Raw genomic sequence first — 16,545 nt, 5'->3', positions numbered from 1 at the left:
TTTGGGAGAAAACGATGCAGGAAGCCCTCGTTGTTCGCCGCGAAACGCATCTTTCTGCGCCGCCTGCGGCAGTGTTCGCCCTGCTGACGGATCCGGAAAAGATCCTCCGCTGGATGGGAACTGAGGCGGATATCGAGCCCCAGCCGGGAGGGCTTTATCTCGTCAACGTGACCGGTGCGCGTTTCGCGCGCGGATCGTTCCGTGAAGTGGTGCCGGTCCACCGCCTGGCCTACAGCTTCGGCTGGGATGGCAGCGACGTGGTGCCGCCGGGGTCGAGCCTCGTCGAGATCGATCTGATCGAACAGCCTGATGGAACGCTCCTGCGTCTGACGCATACCGGCTTGCCCAATGTCGAGCAATGCGCCGGCCATGCCGAAGGCTGGGCTCACTACCTTGGCCGCCTGGAAGCAGTGACGGCGGGACGCGACCCGGGACCGGATATCTTTCACGGCAGGAAGTGACCTAGCTTTTCGTTTGAACGGGAGGCCAGCTTCACGAAGAAAGCGCGTCCGACTGTGGCAGTCGTCTGGCTGACATCAGGCGGGCGCTATGGCATGATCGAGGGATGGATTTGCCCGCCCACCTCGCCTGGCTGGTCGATGAGGCCAGTGCCTCGTCCAGCCCCGAACAATTCATAGCCGAGCTTGGCCGCCAGTTGCTTGCAGACGGTCTGCCACTTGCGGGCGGGGCTCTCACTCTTTCCATTCCGCATCCGATCATTGCGCGTCGGACCTGGTTGTGGAGGGCAGGAACCGGCGCCGTCATCGAGGCACTCGATTTTGCCGGCAGCTCGCTCAACAAGGCTGCGGGCGAGTGGCTTGCCGGACTTGGACCAATATACGAAGGAAAGATCGGTCGCGGCTCCGACAATCCGATATTGGGCTGGGCCGGATCCTGCTCGTTCACCCCGTCCGAGACAGAGCGGCTGGACGAAGCCGCGCGTTTTGCAGCGGCACCCTTAACGGCACTAACCGCCCGTACAGCGCTGACAACCCTTCTTGAAGCTTATCTCGGCAAACGCAGTGCCGCACAGGTACAGGCCGGGGCGCTCGGCCGCAACAATGGTGAAACCATTCGCGCCGCTTTGCTCTGTGCTGACCTCCGCGATTTCACGGCGCTCTCGGAAGCGACCGACCCCTCCCTCATGATCGCCACCCTCGACGCGTGGTTCGATCGTATTGCGGGTGCAGTGCATGCTTTCGGGGGCGAGGTGCTGAAGTTCATCGGGGACGGAGTTCTGGCGATCTTTCCCGTTACCGGAACGCCCGCTGAGGCCTGCGAAGCATCTCTGCGCGCTGTCGCTGCCGCCCGTGCAGGCATGGTCCATCTCGACGCCACACGGCAAGCACAGGGCCTGGTCCCGTTGCCCTTCGGCGTGGCGCTGCATTTCGGCGAAATGCTCTGGGGCAATATCGGTGCTGCCGACCGGCTGGATTTTACGGCCATCGGCCCCGCAGTCAATCTGGTCAGCCGGCTGGAAGGGCTCTGCAAGTCCCTTGGTCATCGTGTGCTGATATCAGGTGCGCTTGCGGCAGAGACGACAACGCGGCTGGTTCCACTGGGTGAACACCGATTGCGCGGCATCGCCGATCCCTGCACCGTCTTCACCCTGCCGACGGATTGAACGAGCCTGGTCGCGACAATCGCCGGGGCAGTGACACCAGTCAGACTGCCCCGGCAACGAGTTTTACTTGGCCGCCAGCAGATATCCTTCGTTCAGATCATCAACTGCCGCGCCGTTGATGGTCACGGAGCAGCGATCCGAGTCCACCTTCGAAACGGAAACCTGATATTTCCCGCTCGGCAGATCGAGTTCGGCGGAGAAGCCGTCCCATCCGGCCGGCAGGACCGGCTTGACGTGCAGTCGGCCATTCTCCGAGCGGATGCCGAGGATGCCCTCGACCGCCACACGGTAGAGCCAGCCGGCCGAACCTGTGTACCAACTCCAACCACCACGGCCCTTGAGAGCACCTTCGCCATAAACGTCGCCGGCGATCACATAAGGCTCGATGCGATAGACGTCCGCAGACGATTTATCGAGCGAATGATTGATCGGATTCAGCATCTCGAAGGCGCGCCAGGCGTCCTCGGCACGCCCCATGCGGGCGAGAGCGAGCACGGCCCAGGTGGCGGCATGGGTGTACTGGCCACCGTTTTCGCGAACACCGGGCGGATAGGCCCTGATCACGCCGGGATCGTTGACCGGCTTGACGAAAGGCGGCGTCAGCAGGCGGATGAACTTGCCCTCCTCATCGACGAGCTTGTCGAGGACGGCCTTCATCGCCATGCCGCTGCGTTCCGGATTGCCCTCGCCTGACAGCACGCTCCAGGACTGGGCGATCGAATCGATCTTGTCCTCTTCGGATTGGCTGGAGCCGAGCGGCGCGCCGTTGTCGTAATAGCCACGGCGGTAATATTCGCCGTCCCAGCCCGCCGTTTCGATCGCGCTCTTGAGCTTCTCCAGATGGGCGGTCCAGTGGCTGACACGCTGTGTGTCGCCACGAGCTTCGGCATAGGTAATGAAGCGGCGCAGCGCACCGGCGAGGAACCATCCAAGCCAGACGCTTTCGCCACGGCCGGCCATGCCCACCCGGTCCATCTTGTCACACCAGTCGCCGCTCATCATCAGCGGCAAGCCGTTGACGCCGGTGCGTTTGATCGCAAGCTCGAGGCCGAGGGCCGCATGCTCGTAGAGCGATGCCGTATTGTCGGAAACACGCGGCTGGATGAAAGCATCGTACTGACCAGGGCTGAGCTGCGCGCCTTCGACGAAGGGCAGCATCTCGTCCATGATCGCGCCGTCGCCTGTCGCCGTGCAATACTGATCGACAGCATAGGCAAGCCAGACCGGATCGTCGGAGATGTTCGTGCGAACGCCGGCGCCGCTGTCTGCCAGCCACCAATGCTGGAAGTCGCCTTCCGGAAATTGGCGCCGGCCGGTGTTGAGGATCTGCTTTCGGGCGATTTCCGGCGAATGCAGAAGGAAGGCCAGCGAATCCTGCAACTGGTCGCGCAGGTTCCAGGCACCGCTCGACTGATAGAAGGCGGTGCGCGCCATGATACGGCAGCCGTAGGTCTGATAGGGCAGCCAGCTGTTGACCATGAAGTCGAGACGCTGATCCGGTGTCGAAACACGCGTCTTGCCGGTAAAGTTCTTCCAGAAATCGCGGGTCTGACCGAGAACCTCTTCGAAGCCGACGGTGCGGATCTCGGCGATCAGAGCGGCCGCGTCCTCCTGCGAGGCGGCATCGCCCATATAGAAGCAGATGTCGCGCACTTCGCCAGGCCCGATCGTCAGATCGAAGGCCATAGCGGCTGCCGGATCACCATCGAGATCCAAAGCGTTGGAGAGACGCGAGCCCGCAGAAACGGTGCGCGGCTGCTGGATCGTCCCGTGACGGCCGATGAACTCGCGGCGGCTGGTGGAAACGCTCGCCGGCGTTTCGCTTGCCGCAAATGCGGCGACACGCGTGCCGAAGTTCACGCTGAACGGATTATTCGCAAAGACCGCCCCACTCGCACTGTCGAAGTTCGAGATGATGAAGGGCTTGCTCTTCGTCGGGTTGTTGCCGAGGATCCATTCGGCATAACCATAGAGACGCAGTTTGCGCGTCTCACCCGCTTCGTTGCGGATGCGCAGCTGCGTCAGCTTGACCGACTTCTGCATATGCAGGGTCTGCGTAACCTCCAGGGCGATTTCGTCCTGAACCGTCGAGAACACCGAGTAGCCGAGGCCATGACGGGCCTCGAAGCGCGTGTCGGAACGCTGCGCCAGCGACGCATAGGGCACGATGACCGAACCGCGATCGAGATCCTTCAGGTAGAAGGCCTCGCCCGGCCGGTTGGTGACCATGTCGTTGGTCCAGGGTGTCAGCTGATGGTCGCGCGAGTTCTGGCTCCAGGTGAAGGCGGCGCCTTCGGCCGAGACATGGAAGCCGAAACTGTCATTGGCCATGATGTTGACCCACGGATGCGGCGTCTGTTCGCCGCCCGAGAGGCGCACGACATATTCGCTGCCATCGGCCGCAAAGCCGCCGTAGCCGTTCCAGAAGGCGAGATCGCTGCCATCGGCCGAGGTCGCATCGCCTGCGTTGCGAACCATCCTCGGAACGAGGGTGGAATCGCCCCACTGGCCGAGCAGCGCCGGGGAGCCGGCAACGGAGCGGGCCTTCTGCACCTGGTCGATCAGGCTGCCGTCGCGGCCGCGCAACACGACACGCGAGGCGGCAATGATGGCATCATAGGCTTCCGGCGTCGTCAGATCCTTGCGCAACACGTAGATGTTGCGCTGGATGCCGGCAATCTCGCTGGCGTGACGCGCGGCGTCACAAAGCTGGTCGATCGTGCGCTGCATCTCGCCAGCCGCCTCACCGGCGCGCTCATTGAAGATAACGAGATCGACCTCTACGCCGCGGGCCTGCAGGAGGCCCTGGGCGCGCAGCAGTTCCTTGACAAGATCGGTGCCGAGCTCATCAGTGATGCGCAGCGTCATCAGTGGTGTGTCGCCGGAGAGCGTTGCGCCCCAGAGCACGGACTGCGACTTGAGGCCCTCCCGAACCAGCTTGCTGTCGGCGCGCAGCGCCATGTCGGGATAGATGATGTAGCGGGCAAACCGCTGATAGGCGGCCGCTTCCTTCGAGTTGACGCCAATCTGGCGCAACTGGCTCTGCGTTCTCGTCCAGGTCTGGACGAGGCCCTGGGCAAAGCTTTCCGGCTGACGATAGTGCTCGAGCGCCGCTTCGAGTTCGGCGCGTTCGCCGGCCGCAATGGTCCAGAAGGTCACGCTGACCTTTTCGCCGGCCGGCACGCGAAACGTACGGCGCAGCGACACGCAGGCATCCATGGTGAAACCGTCCGTGCCTGACAGCTTGGCATCGGCATCGAAAGCCGCAGCTTCGGTCAGGGTACGGCCACGACCGAGGAAGCGCATGCGGTCAGTCTCGTATTGCGTCGGACCGTTTTCGCCTGACGTATCAACGACAAGCTGCGCGATGGCGACATCCGGATCCGTCAGGCCACGCTTCTGGCGCTCGACGACGATCGCATCGCCGGCCGCGGCGATTTCGGTCTTCAGGAACATGCGGGCAAAGACCGGGTGGCCCGTATCGACGATATCGAGTGTCGCGACCGGCTCCATATAGGAGGTCACCTCGATCACGCGATCTTCCGTGCCGGTATTGGTGATCGTCAGACGGCGACCTTCCGCATCGTGATCGCTCGCGACGAAGACCTCCATCTCGCTCGTCAGTTCACCGACGGTCTTGACGAATTCGGCCTTGTCGTCGCTGAAGCTGACGCGCACGTGCTCGTTGGCAATCGAGCGCGGCTCGGCCGTCGCGGACCACCACTCGTTCGATGCGGTGTCGCGCAGGAAGATGAAGGAACCCCAGCGATCCTCGGTCGGATCGGCCCGCCAGCGGTTGACGGAGAGGTTCTTCCAGCGGCTATAGCCGGATCCTGTCGCCGTCAGCATGGTCGAATAGCGACCGTTGGAGAGCAGCAGCAATTCGCGTTCGCGCGATGCCGGGTCTTCCAGGCGGCGCACTTCCGGGCGCATGAGATCGCCCTGGATGGTGGCAGGCGCATCGGTTTCGTGCTTGGCCGCCATGACGGGGATGTCGCGCGGTGCCTTTTCCTGCAGGAGCAGCTCCGCTGCTTCGATGACCGGATCGGCGTGGAAGAGTTCGCGCAGCATGCCGTCGAAGGCGACGTTGGCAACGGCCGCAATCGACATGCCGTGATGGTGCGCATAGTAGTTGTAGACCACAGCGCACTGCTTGCCCTCAGGCACACGGTTCGGCGTGAAGTCCACGGCATCATGGAAACCATACATGCCGAGCGCGCCGACGGCCCGCAGCCTGTTGAGGTTTTCGAGTGCTGCGACCGGATTGTACTGGCTCGCCAGCAGCGAAGCGTAAGGGGCGATGACGGCATTCTGGCCGAGACCGCGCTTCAGACCGAGCGTCGGCACGCCAAAATTGCTGTACTGATAGTTCATCTGGTGGTCACGAGCATTGAAGGCCGCTTCCGAGATGCCCCAGGGGGTGCCGAGCTTGCGGGCATAGTTCATCTGTTCGAGAACGATCAGATTGTTGGTCTGGTTGAGAATACCGCCGCTGCGCTCCTGCATGACGAGCGGCGGCATCAAATATTCGAACATCGAACCGGACCAGGAAACGAGCGCCCCGCGCGGGCCGACAGGCACGACGTGACGGCCGAGCTTGTACCAGTGCTCCGTCGGAAGATCGCCCTTGGCGACGGAAAACAGGCTGGTCAGGCGCGCTTCCGAAGCAAGAAGGTCGTAGCAGGCCGCATCGACTTCTTCCGTCTCCACCCGGAAGCCGATCGACAGGAGCCGACGCTCGGGGCGATAGAGGAAGCTGAAATCCATGTCGAAGGCGATTTCGCGGGCACGGTTGCCGACGCGCGTCAGCCTTTCGCTGATGACATCCACCTGCGCAGGATCGAAGGCTTTATCCACCTGATGAAGCTCGCAGGTTGCCACGAGCTTCTCGGCCCAATGAACAACCTCGTCACTCTGCGCCGTCTTGACCTCCCGGTCGAGGCTGCCGGCGAGTTCGCGAATTTCCCGCGCCTGTCCGGCGAACCGCTCGATCAGGCCCGATGAGAACTCCTTCTCGCGTTTGCCGGTGGCAACCGCAGCTTCGAGGTCGGCGATCCGGCCATCCAGACGATCGTGAAGGGATCGGACAGACCTGTCTGCTTCCCGAAGCTCGTTCAACACCTCGCGAAGAATGGCCGCTACATCGCCGATGCCATCGAGGTCAGTGTGAATATGGGCAAGCGGCGACTGCGCCCAGATGCGGCAAGCTGACGATACTGCAATCAGATGGCCGGCAAAGTTGCCGCTGTCGACCGATGATACATATCGCCGGCCAAGCGGCTTCAGGGTGTCTGTATGATACCAGTTGAAGAGATGGCCGCGATATTTCTCGAGCCTGTCGACGGTTTCGATCGTCTGTTCGATACGCTTGACCGCGTCTTCAAAGGAAATCCAGCCGAAACGACGCGCCGAAATCACCGAGAGCAGGTAGACGCCGATATTGGTCGGCGAGGTGCGCATGGCCACGACGGCATGCGGTGTTTGCTGGACATTGTCTGGAGGCAGGTAATGCTGGCCGGGAACCACGAAGTGGTCGAAATAGCGCCAGGTACGCCTTGCGATCTTGCGCAATTCGTTGCGGACAGTCTCCGGCACATCGAGCCGGTCTTCGGTTTCCGCCGTCTGGCTGACCGTCCAGGCGATAGCCGGCGAGAGCGCCCACAGAATGACAAAGGGAAGACCGACCATCCAGGCGCTGTCGCCGGAGGAAATGACGAAAAGCAATGCCAGGATGGCAAGCACTGGAGCCCGCCACATGACCTTGTAGTGGCCGAGGATGGTCGTCTGCGCCATGGCCTGGGCGCTCGCGGCCGTACGCCACTGCAGCATCAGCTTGCGGCTGACGAACAGTCGGTAGAGCGAGCGGATGATGGCGTCGGCCATCACACAGGCAATGTCGGCGATGAAGACGATGCGCATCGCCACCTGGGCGTTGGCATTCTCGATGTCTTTCCAGACCGTATGCAGGTGCGCCTGAAGGATGATGTCGCTGGTGCGCGGGATGATACCATTGATCAGCGACAGGGTCGGCGCAACGAACAGGCTGAAGATCAGCAGGATCTGCCAGATGAGCGCACCAAGCGGGTCCATCCAGTACCAGCCGAGAACCGATGCCAGGAACCAGGCGATCGGGGTCAGCGAGCGGCGAAGATTGTCGAACATCTTCCAGCAGCCGAGCGCAGTCACGCCACGGCGATCATCGAAGATATAGGGAAGAAGTTGCCAGTCGCCGCGGGCCCAGCGATGCTGGCGCGAGACTTCCACCTCATAACGGATCGGAAAATCCTCGACCAGTTCGCAGTCCGTCACGAGTGCGCAGCGCGCCATCGAACCTTCGAGCAGGTCGTGGCTCAGAACGGAGTTTTCCTTGATCCGGCCCTTCAGCGACGCCTCGAAAGCATCGACGTGATAGAGCCCCTTGCCGGTAAACGTGCCTTCGCCGGTAATGTCCTGATAAACGTCAGAGACGGCAAAGACGTAAGGGTCGAGACCGCGATTGACCGAGAAGACGCGCTGGAAGGTCGATGCATCCTTGCCTGTCGTCAGCGACGGCGTCACGCGGGGCTGGAGCACGCCGTAACCATCGACGACACGCTGTTTCTTTTCGTCGAAGACAGGGCGGTTGATCGGATGATGGAGCTTGCCGACAAGCTTGGTCACCGTATCGCGGACGATACGAGTGTCACTGTCGAGCGTCATCACATATTTCACGTCCTGCGGCACGACATCGGCGCCCGGCAGGAAACTCGTATTCGGCTCGCCACGCAGCAGCATATTGAGTTCGTGCAGCTTGCCGCGCTTGCGCTCCCAGCCCATCCAGGCGCCTTCGGCGGGATTATATTGGCGGCGGCGATGCAGGAGGTAGAAGCGCTGCTTGCCGTCTTCGGCGTAACGTGCCTCCAGATTGGCAATCTTGCTCAACGCATAGTCGAGCACTTCCAGATCGCGGGCGTTCTGTTCTTCTTGTGCATCCGGCCAGTCGCTCAAAAGCGCGTAGTAGATCTCACCGCGCGCATTGGCGAGGTAATGAACTTCGAGGTTCCGAACGAGTTCATCGACATGTTCGCGCTTGCCGATCAGGCAGGGAATCGTGACGAGCGTGCGGGCTTCCGCCGGCAGGCCCTTCTTGAATTCGTAGCCGACGAGGCGGTCGGGCGTGATGAAGAAGGTGGCGAAGAAGTTGAAGAGGCCGGTCGCTCCCTCGGAAGCCGGAAGCGCAAACATCAGCAGCAGCACGATCGTCGCAAAAAGCGGCATGCCGGCGTCAACGAAAATGGCATCGGTGATGACCAGTGCCAGCAGCGTCAGCAGCAGAACCGGTACGGCGATCGCCAGCCAGTTGAGCTTGCGGATCACGCGCATGAAGCGCAAGCCGAGCGGTGGCCGGAAGCCGATCTCGGTTTCGAGCGCCGGACGTCCATTGCCGACGAAATAATAGCCGACATTGCCGGCTGAAGCCGAACGGTCCTGGCTGTCGGCCTTCGCGCGCTCAGCCAGGTGCACGGCCGCCTCGGCGATATCCATTTCCGTCTTGTCGGAGCGCTTTGCGAGCTTTTCGATCTGGCGGCGATAGCTGTTGCGGGAACCGGAATCGAGCTCGGCATAATCCGTCTGCTGCCAGAGCAGCTTGTCGATGGTGCTGACCTCTTCGACCCATTCGGACCAGTCGGTATCGTTGATCTCGCGCAGGCTCTTGATGATACTGCCCATCAGGGCATTGGCCGCGCCAAGACGAGTCTGTTCCGCCGACATCACGGCTTCGGCGTCGGTCCCCTTTGCGGCAAGCTTGCTCTCAAGCCAGCTCAGCGCGGATTCGGTCGGCTCGAGCGCATTGCGCAGGCGATAATGCAGCTGGGTGACGAAGGTCGTATCGTCGAGGCTGGCAGCCAGCGTCTCCAGATGATCGGCCGCGCCTGCGTCGCCGAGCGCGATCGCCTGGGTCGCCGCGGCATTGGCGCTTGCCCGCATCAGGCGGCTCTTGTCGATATGAGACGCGACGCGGCGAAGGTTGTCGATCAGCACATAGCGGACGAGCGACGGTAGCGCCCAGAGTTCGCCGATGCGCAGCGTTTCCTTATCTTGGAACCCTTCCGTGACGGCTGCCATGCCGGCATTGCTGATATTGCTGTGGGCATGCGCCATGTAGAGCCAGGCGAGCGCCAGCGTGCGCGGCACTTCCGTCCCGTCGAGCGTAATCTTGCGCAGCTCGCGATAGAACTTCTTCGGAAAGTCGCGACGGACTTCCTGGATCGCCTCTTCGACGATGTAGTGATTGTCGAGCAGCCATTCGGTGGCGGGCGTAATGCTCTCGCCGGCATCGACGTCAGCGGCAGCGGCGCGGTAGACCCTCAGGATCTCGGCCTCATTCTCCCGGTGGCGCTGGAAGAAATCAAAATTCTTGAAATTCGTTACATCAAGGGCGCGGCTTTCCGCAAACTGCGCAGCCCTGGCCCTCAGCTGGTCGTTCGACAGGAGCGGCGCGCGAATGCCGAAATCAGGATCCGCGGACGATGCTTGAACATGCACGCTCGTAGCACCCATAACATTTTGAGAGGTCATAGTGTTTTCTCTTCTACTGGGTTCGTGTCCAACGAATGCATTCTTGCGGAACTGGATGCGAGCAGGAGCACGAGCGTTTCGAATTAGGCATCTTCATCGCTTTTGAAAGGGAGTTTACATTCAAACTGGGATTGTTCGAAATGGCGGATAGCGGTCAATAGCGACCACAAAATGAACAGGCGATTAATCGGGTTGCTCGCCGGATAAAATGGCCTCGCCAGGGATCGGCAACCTGCCGAAAAGGCGAACTCCTCGCCTGACAAGCGGCTGCCATCTCCGTCCAATTTATGGTGTCAAGACGGTCTTTATAACGAAAGCGACCAGGCGAAGCCTAAGCTGGCTTCGCCTGGTCGCGAATCTGGAGGTGCTGGATCGGACGGCCGAGCAGATAGCTTCAGGCGGCCAGCGCCTCATCGGTCGGTCCGAAGAATTCGTAGTGAATGCGATCGCGCGAAACGCCAAGGCCCAGCAGCTCACCGACTATTGCCCTCAGAAACGGCTTCGGTCCGCAGAGATAGAAATTGGCCGTTTCAATCGGCGTATTTGCGGCCAGCCATTTCCCGGTAACGAAACCATCCTCGTCATGAGAATAGCCCGCGGCATCCTGAGCCGTCGGTTCACTGTAGAAGGTGCTGACCGATACCCGGCCGTGGCTTTGCGCAAGGGAGCGGACGTGCTTGTCCATCGCATGCGTCGAGCTGTTGAGCGCGCCGTGTACGAAATGCGCTTCGACTTCGGGATAATCGGCAGCGATCGCTTCCAGCATGCTGACCATGGGCGTAAGACCCACGCCGCCGGACAGCAGAACCATTTCGCTGGTCGGCTCTTCGGGCAGGTAGAAATCTCCGGCAGGCGGAGTGACTTTCAAGATCGCCCCCACCTCGACATTATCGTGCAGATAGCGCGACGCGCCCTTGCCGTTTTCTTCCCGCTTGACCGATATGCGGTAGAAATCCTGGTTCGGGCCGGATGAGATGGAATAGTTCCGCTTCATCTTGACGCCTTCGGGAAGGCTGAAATCGAAGGTCAGGTACTGGCCGGCACGATGCAAGGCCACCGTTTTTCCGTCGACAGGACGCAGGACAAAGGAGGTCACGACGTCGCTTTCCTTGATTTTTTCGGCAACCCTGAATTCGCGCCATCCGTTCCAGCCGCCTGCCCGCTTTTCGAGTTCGGCTCGTATCTGCTCCTCTCTTTCGATCAGAGTGTCGGCAAGGAACCAGTAGGCTTCACCCCAGGCATCGATAAGTTCCTCGGATGCTGCTTCGCCCAGGACTTCACGAATTGCCGCCAGCAACGATTTGGCGACGTAGGGATAGTGCTCGGCGAGGATATGAAAACCGATGTGCTTGTGGGCGATCCGTTCGATGACGGGCACGAGCGGTGCGAGGTTGTCGATATTCTGTGCATAGCCGACGATTGCCGCCGCCAGTGCATGAACCTGAGAACCATTCTCACCGTGATTGGCCTGATTGAACAGCGCCTTGATGTGCTCATCCTTGAAGAGCAGCCCGTACATTGTTTTCGTGATGTCGCTTGCATGGGCGGCGACCGCCGGGGCGCTCTGCTTCACCAGTTCGATGGTGCGCGGCGAAAGTGGCTTAGGCATATTCTTTCCTTTCAATGCTATCAGTGTGGAGAGGATCGCGATCGAAGAATTCGATCTGAAATTGAACCGGGCCGTGGAGCTCCAGATGATGCTCGACCTCAGGCAGGACCCGGCCGATACAATCGGGGCTCAAGGAGGTCACGGTCTGCCCTGTCACCAGACGCACGCCGCCCCTCAGAACGCGGATGAGCGCCCAAGCGCCGGACTTGAGCCGATGGCTTTCGAGAAGCGCCGTCGGTACAGTCGTTTCATCGAAGATCTTTGTCGTCTTGTACGGCGTCAGCGCCAGCACTGCATCTGGGGCCCGTAATTCAAGCACCTCCCCAGTCAGCGCCAGGTTCAGGCGCGAGGCAATCCGCCCCGCCTTGATTTGCATCTCCTGCGCAACCGAAGGCGGCAACATCTCGTTCGTTGTCTCGTGCCATATCGCAAGCCAGCGTTCGAACATCGCGGGCTCTATCCTGTCGGCATGGATCAGGTGCATCGCGACGGGATTGCCCTTGTATTTGCCTGATGTCAGCATCAGCGAAGACCAGAAGTCGGTTAGTCGCTGCAAATGCTCCGGCCAATCCGCAACCACGGCGAAAACCGGGCCAAGCATCGGATCACGCCGGACCTTTTCGTAAAACCGCTCCAGTACCGGGAGGATCTGCCCCTCTTCCAATTTGGCCGTATCCATCGCGTTGCTCCATAACCATGCATCTTGAATGCATGTATACGATGCCGATAAAAGATGCTATTGGAATGCATCATTTCTTTTCGGGCGTTTTGACGCAGGTGCGATGAAGCTCACACGCTACACAGACTATGCGATCCGCGTGATGATTTACCTTGGATCACATGAGGGAGAGATCTGTTCGATCAGACAGGTCGCCGACGCATATAACATCTCCCAGAACCACCTGATGAAAGTCGTTCAGGATCTCGCCAAAGCCGGGTTCGTGGAATCGATCAGAGGCAGAAATGGCGGGATCCGGCTCGATCGTCCGGCGGCCTCCATCAATCTTGGCAGTTTGCTCCGACATACCGAAGGTCTGGACAATATTCTCGAGTGCTCTTCCTGCTCCATCAGACAAGGCTGCGGCATGCCCCCTATCCTGCGGGAAGCGACGGCCGCTTTTGTCGGGGTCTTCGATCGCTATAGCGTTGCCGACATTATAGAGCGGAAAGACGTCTTAAGAACGCTCTTTGCCGCGGCATAGGCTGCAGACCGCAGAAAGGCTGTAGCGTTCAGGTGCTTCCGCGCATCTCGACATGCGGTTCGATCAGCACGTGACGAGCCTCTTCGCGGCCATCAATCCTGCTGAGCAATACCTCGGCAGCGGTTCTGCCCAGTTCGGCGGCGTTCTGGTCCACGCTGGTCAGGCCGACGAGCGGTATGACCGCCATCGGCGAGTTGTCGTAGCCGATAATCGCAAGATCTTCCGGAACCCGTATACCGCTCATGCGCGCGGCATTGATGAGCGGCACGGCATCAAGATCCGACCAGACGAAGACCGCGCGCGGGCGGTCCTTCAAGGCCAGGAAATCATTGATCGCGGCGCGGCGGTCGGCTCCCACCAGAGGCAGACGGATGATGCGAGCCGCCAGACCCGCCGCCTTCATGCCGTCAAGATAACCGTTCTCGCGCTGGAGGGCGACGATGGTCGGCGGTGAATCAGCGAGCTCATAGCTCAGCATCGCGATGTTCTCGTAGCCCGACTGCAATGCCGCTTCCACGGCCAAAGTTGCACCTTTGCGATCATCGGAATTAACGGTGTCATAGGTCTGGGCGTGCAGCTCGTGATGAGCAATAACGACGATCGGGATCTGACGTGCATAGCGCTCCAGTACCTTGCCCGATATGCGAGGCGCGATGATCAGTACGCCATCCATGCGGTTGTCGATCATCGACTCGATCATCGATGCCTCGATCGGGCTCGTGGAACGACCAATCCCGATCAGCGCCTTGAAACCGTTTTCGGCCAGCGTGGCATTCGCCTCCTCGATGACCCCGGCCAGGAACGGGTTCGACAATTCGATGACCAGCACACCGACTGTCTGCGTGCGGCCGCGCATGGCGCGCGCTGCCACTGAAGGTCGGTAATTCAGCTTCTCGATCGAGGTCTCGACCTTTGTTCGCAAGACTTCGCTAACGCCGTAGGCATTGCGCAGAACCTTCGACACCGCAGCGACGGAGACACCGGCATCCTGCGCCACGTCCCGGATGGTGATCCTATCCCTCGTCACGTTAACGGCCTGATTTTTCATTCCAAAATGCCTTACTCTCAAGTTTGGGGAAAACTATACGCACAAAAGCTCTTGCGCGGCAATCGATAGTGTAGAATGATATACATAGAACGATACACACGGAGCAACCGCCGGAGGAATTGGCGGTTGAGGGAGGTTCTCAATGAAGACTGTTTCGGCCCACGGCATCGCCGGGGAGGACGGCCTTGCCGGTTCTGCTTTCCGGTTCACGGCGTCAATGATCGGCCCGTCCTGCGACGGTGGCCAGGCAACATCGGGCACGTTTGTGTCGCGTGAATTCGCACTCGACGCCGTTCCTGCCGAAACAACGCTGCGTATCTCCGCGCTCGGCCTCTATCGTGCCTTCATCAACGGACAGCGCGTGGGCGATGACCTTCTGACGCCCGGATGGACCTGTTATGATGACCGGATCGCCTATCAGGCCTATGATGTCGCGAAACTCCTGCAGCCCGGCGACAATCGCATCGAGATCTGGCTCGGCGACGGCTGGTATCGCAGCCAACTGATGTGGGCGTCCAATCCGATCATCAATTGCTGGGGCGAGCAGACGGGGGCGATCGCAGAATTAAGCGCGGGCGGCGAAGCGCTCCTTAAAACCGACGACAGCTGGAAGAGCGGCTTCACTCCCGTTACGCGCAACGGGATCTATTATGGCGAAGATTATGACGCCCGCATCCGCCCGCGGGACAGCCACGGTATCGATGTTCTCTCATTCGACAAGGCTTTGCTCGTTCCGCATGAGACCGGCGCAGTCAAGGAACTGCCCGGCCTCGCTCCTGTCGATCGCTGGACCGAGAGCGACGGCCGGATCGTCTATGATTTCGGGCAGAATGCGGGCGCCTATATAAGGCTGCGGCTCGAAGGTACTGCCGGAGCGCAGGTGCGCGTCGAGCATTCCGAAGTGCTCGGCGCTGACCGCTTTTTCGACAATCGCAATTACCGCAGCGCGCGTGCCGAGCTGATCTATACGCTGTCGGGTGAAGGCGAAGAGGAATATGCGCCGCTCTTCACTTTTATGGGCTTTCGCTATGCACGCATTACCGTCACCGGCCAGGCCGAAGTGATCGCGGTCACCATGGTCCCGGTAACCTCGGTGCCGACAAGCGCCGGCGGTTTCACATCAGGCATTGCCGCCGTCAACAAGCTCGTCGACAACACCATCTGGTCGCAGCGCTCCAATTTTATCGAAGTGCCCACCGATTGCCCGCAGCGCGACGAACGCCTCGGCTGGACCGGCGATGCGCAGGTCTTCGCCGGAGCGTCCTGCTGGCTTGCCGACAGCCAGTCCTTCCTCAAGAAATATCTTCGCGATGTGATCCACGACCAGCGCGCCAATGGCGCCGTTTCGCATTTTTCACCCGATCCCACTCGATTACACCCGATCGACGGACGGGGCGACTGGGCTGGCTCGACCGGCTGGGGCGACGCGATTGTCATCATTCCCTGGCAGCTCTACCTGCATTACGGCGATGGCGCAGTGCTGGAAGAATGCTTCCCGGCGATGCTGGGCTGGCTCGAGTATCTCTGGGGAATTTCGGACGGACCGATCATACGCCCGCCCGCCGTCTGGGGCGAGCATGGCTTTACCTTCGGTGACTGGCTCCAGCCGGTTGGCGACAACAGGAAGCCACGGCCGACCGTAGCGGATGATTGCGCAGCCACCCTCTACCATTTCATTTCAACGCAGCTGACAGCAAAAATCGCCCACATTCTCGGAGAGACTGGCGAGGCCGCTCGGCTGGAAAAGCGTGCCGCCGAGATCAGGGCAGCATTCAGGAACGAGTTCTTTTCGCCCTCCGGCCGCATTGCCCATAACGACCAGACATCCTGGTCTCTGGCGTTCCTCCATGGCCTTGTCCCACCCGAATATGAGGAAGCCGCTCGCGGCTATTTCCGCAGAGTGGCAGAAGAGACCGACGGCGTCATCGGTACCGGATTCATTGGTACCCCTGCCCTGCTGCCGGCGCTAACGCGGCTCGGCATGCTGGATCTTGCCGAAAAGATGTTCCTCAACCGGAAGGTCCCAGGCTGGCTTTATCAGGTCGAACGCGGCGCGACATCGATCTGGGAACGATGGGATGCGCTTGCCGAGGACGGCACGATCTATGATCCCGATATGAACAGCTATAACCACTATGCCTACGGCGCGGTGTGCCAATGGCTCTTCGAAGATGTTGCCGGCATCAAGCCGCTGGAAGACAAGCCCGGCTTCGAGGAAGTGGCCTTCGACCCCGCGATTCTGCCTGCTCTCTCGCCGGTTTCGGCCTGGCATGACACGCGCTTCGGTCGCATCGAAGCTGGATGGACCCTGGAGGAGGGAACCGTCACATGCCGCCTGGTGCTGCCGCAGGGCGTGACCGCGCGTCTGCAAGGGAGAGGCGATCGCAAGTCGCTGCAGGCAAATGGCGCCCCGATCGAGCAAGGTGAGGAGACCAGGCTCGATGCAGGAGAACATACGATTACGTTTTCCATCTGATGCGATTGCCCGCGGGTTTTCGATCCG

General features: G+C 60.7%; 8 protein-coding genes. 4 read left to right on the top strand and 4 right to left on the bottom strand.

All coding sequences use genetic code 11. The features are described from left to right. Positions 1-14 precede the first annotated feature (14 nt). Together FHX06_RS15055 and FHX06_RS15050 are read left to right on the top strand one after the other, a co-directional pair. On the top strand, positions 15-461 hold the full coding sequence (locus FHX06_RS15055) for an SRPBCC domain-containing protein (RefSeq protein ID WP_112545319.1): 447 nt from the start codon (positions 15-17) through the stop codon (positions 459-461). A 104-nt stretch (positions 462-565) separates the two neighbouring features. Next, entirely contained in the window at positions 566-1,624 is a 1,059-nt protein-coding gene (locus tag FHX06_RS15050) for an adenylate/guanylate cyclase domain-containing protein (RefSeq protein ID WP_183879877.1), read from the top strand. 63 nt (positions 1,625-1,687) lie between these two features. Here the strand turns inward: FHX06_RS15050 and FHX06_RS15045 are convergent, their stop codons facing one another. The 3 genes from FHX06_RS15045 to FHX06_RS15035 all read right to left on the bottom strand — a co-directional run bounded on the left by FHX06_RS15045 (position 1,688) and on the right by FHX06_RS15035 (position 12,471). Next, positions 1,688-10,183, bottom strand: a complete 8,496-nt coding sequence (locus FHX06_RS15045) for a GH36-type glycosyl hydrolase domain-containing protein (protein WP_183879875.1) — start codon at positions 10,181-10,183, stop codon at positions 1,688-1,690. A 394-nt stretch (positions 10,184-10,577) separates the two neighbouring features. Then, positions 10,578-11,792: an NO-inducible flavohemoprotein gene (gene hmpA / locus FHX06_RS15040; protein ID WP_113210346.1), complete on the bottom strand. Its 1,215-nt coding sequence runs from the start codon at positions 11,790-11,792 to the stop codon at positions 10,578-10,580. Then, complete coding sequence (locus tag FHX06_RS15035; RefSeq protein WP_113210347.1) at positions 11,785-12,471, bottom strand: DUF1971 domain-containing protein; 687 nt, start codon at positions 12,469-12,471, stop codon at positions 11,785-11,787. Before FHX06_RS15035 ends, hmpA begins: the two co-directional genes overlap by 8 nt. Before the next feature lie 103 nt (positions 12,472-12,574). On the opposite strand from FHX06_RS15035, the gene FHX06_RS15030 reads away from it, so the two are divergent. After that, complete coding sequence (locus FHX06_RS15030) at positions 12,575-12,994, top strand: RrF2 family transcriptional regulator (protein WP_113210348.1); 420 nt, start codon at positions 12,575-12,577, stop codon at positions 12,992-12,994. A 28-nt stretch (positions 12,995-13,022) separates the two neighbouring features. On the opposite strand, the gene FHX06_RS15025 is transcribed toward FHX06_RS15030, so the two are convergent. After that, complete coding sequence (locus FHX06_RS15025) at positions 13,023-14,042, bottom strand: LacI family DNA-binding transcriptional regulator (protein ID WP_113210349.1); 1,020 nt, start codon at positions 14,040-14,042, stop codon at positions 13,023-13,025. 142 nt (positions 14,043-14,184) lie between these two features. Here FHX06_RS15025 and FHX06_RS15020 point away from each other — a divergent pair, with 142 nt between their 5' ends. Beyond that, entirely contained in the window at positions 14,185-16,518 is a 2,334-nt protein-coding gene (locus FHX06_RS15020) for an alpha-L-rhamnosidase (RefSeq protein ID WP_183850358.1), read from the top strand. Positions 16,519-16,545 lie beyond the last annotated feature (27 nt).

Source organism: Rhizobium sp. BK512 (genome assembly GCF_014194915.1).
In the GTDB taxonomy this organism is placed as follows: Bacteria; Pseudomonadota; Alphaproteobacteria; order Rhizobiales; family Rhizobiaceae; genus Rhizobium.
Note: the sequence above shows the minus strand (reverse complement) of the source record. Positions and strands in the feature narration are given on the sequence as shown.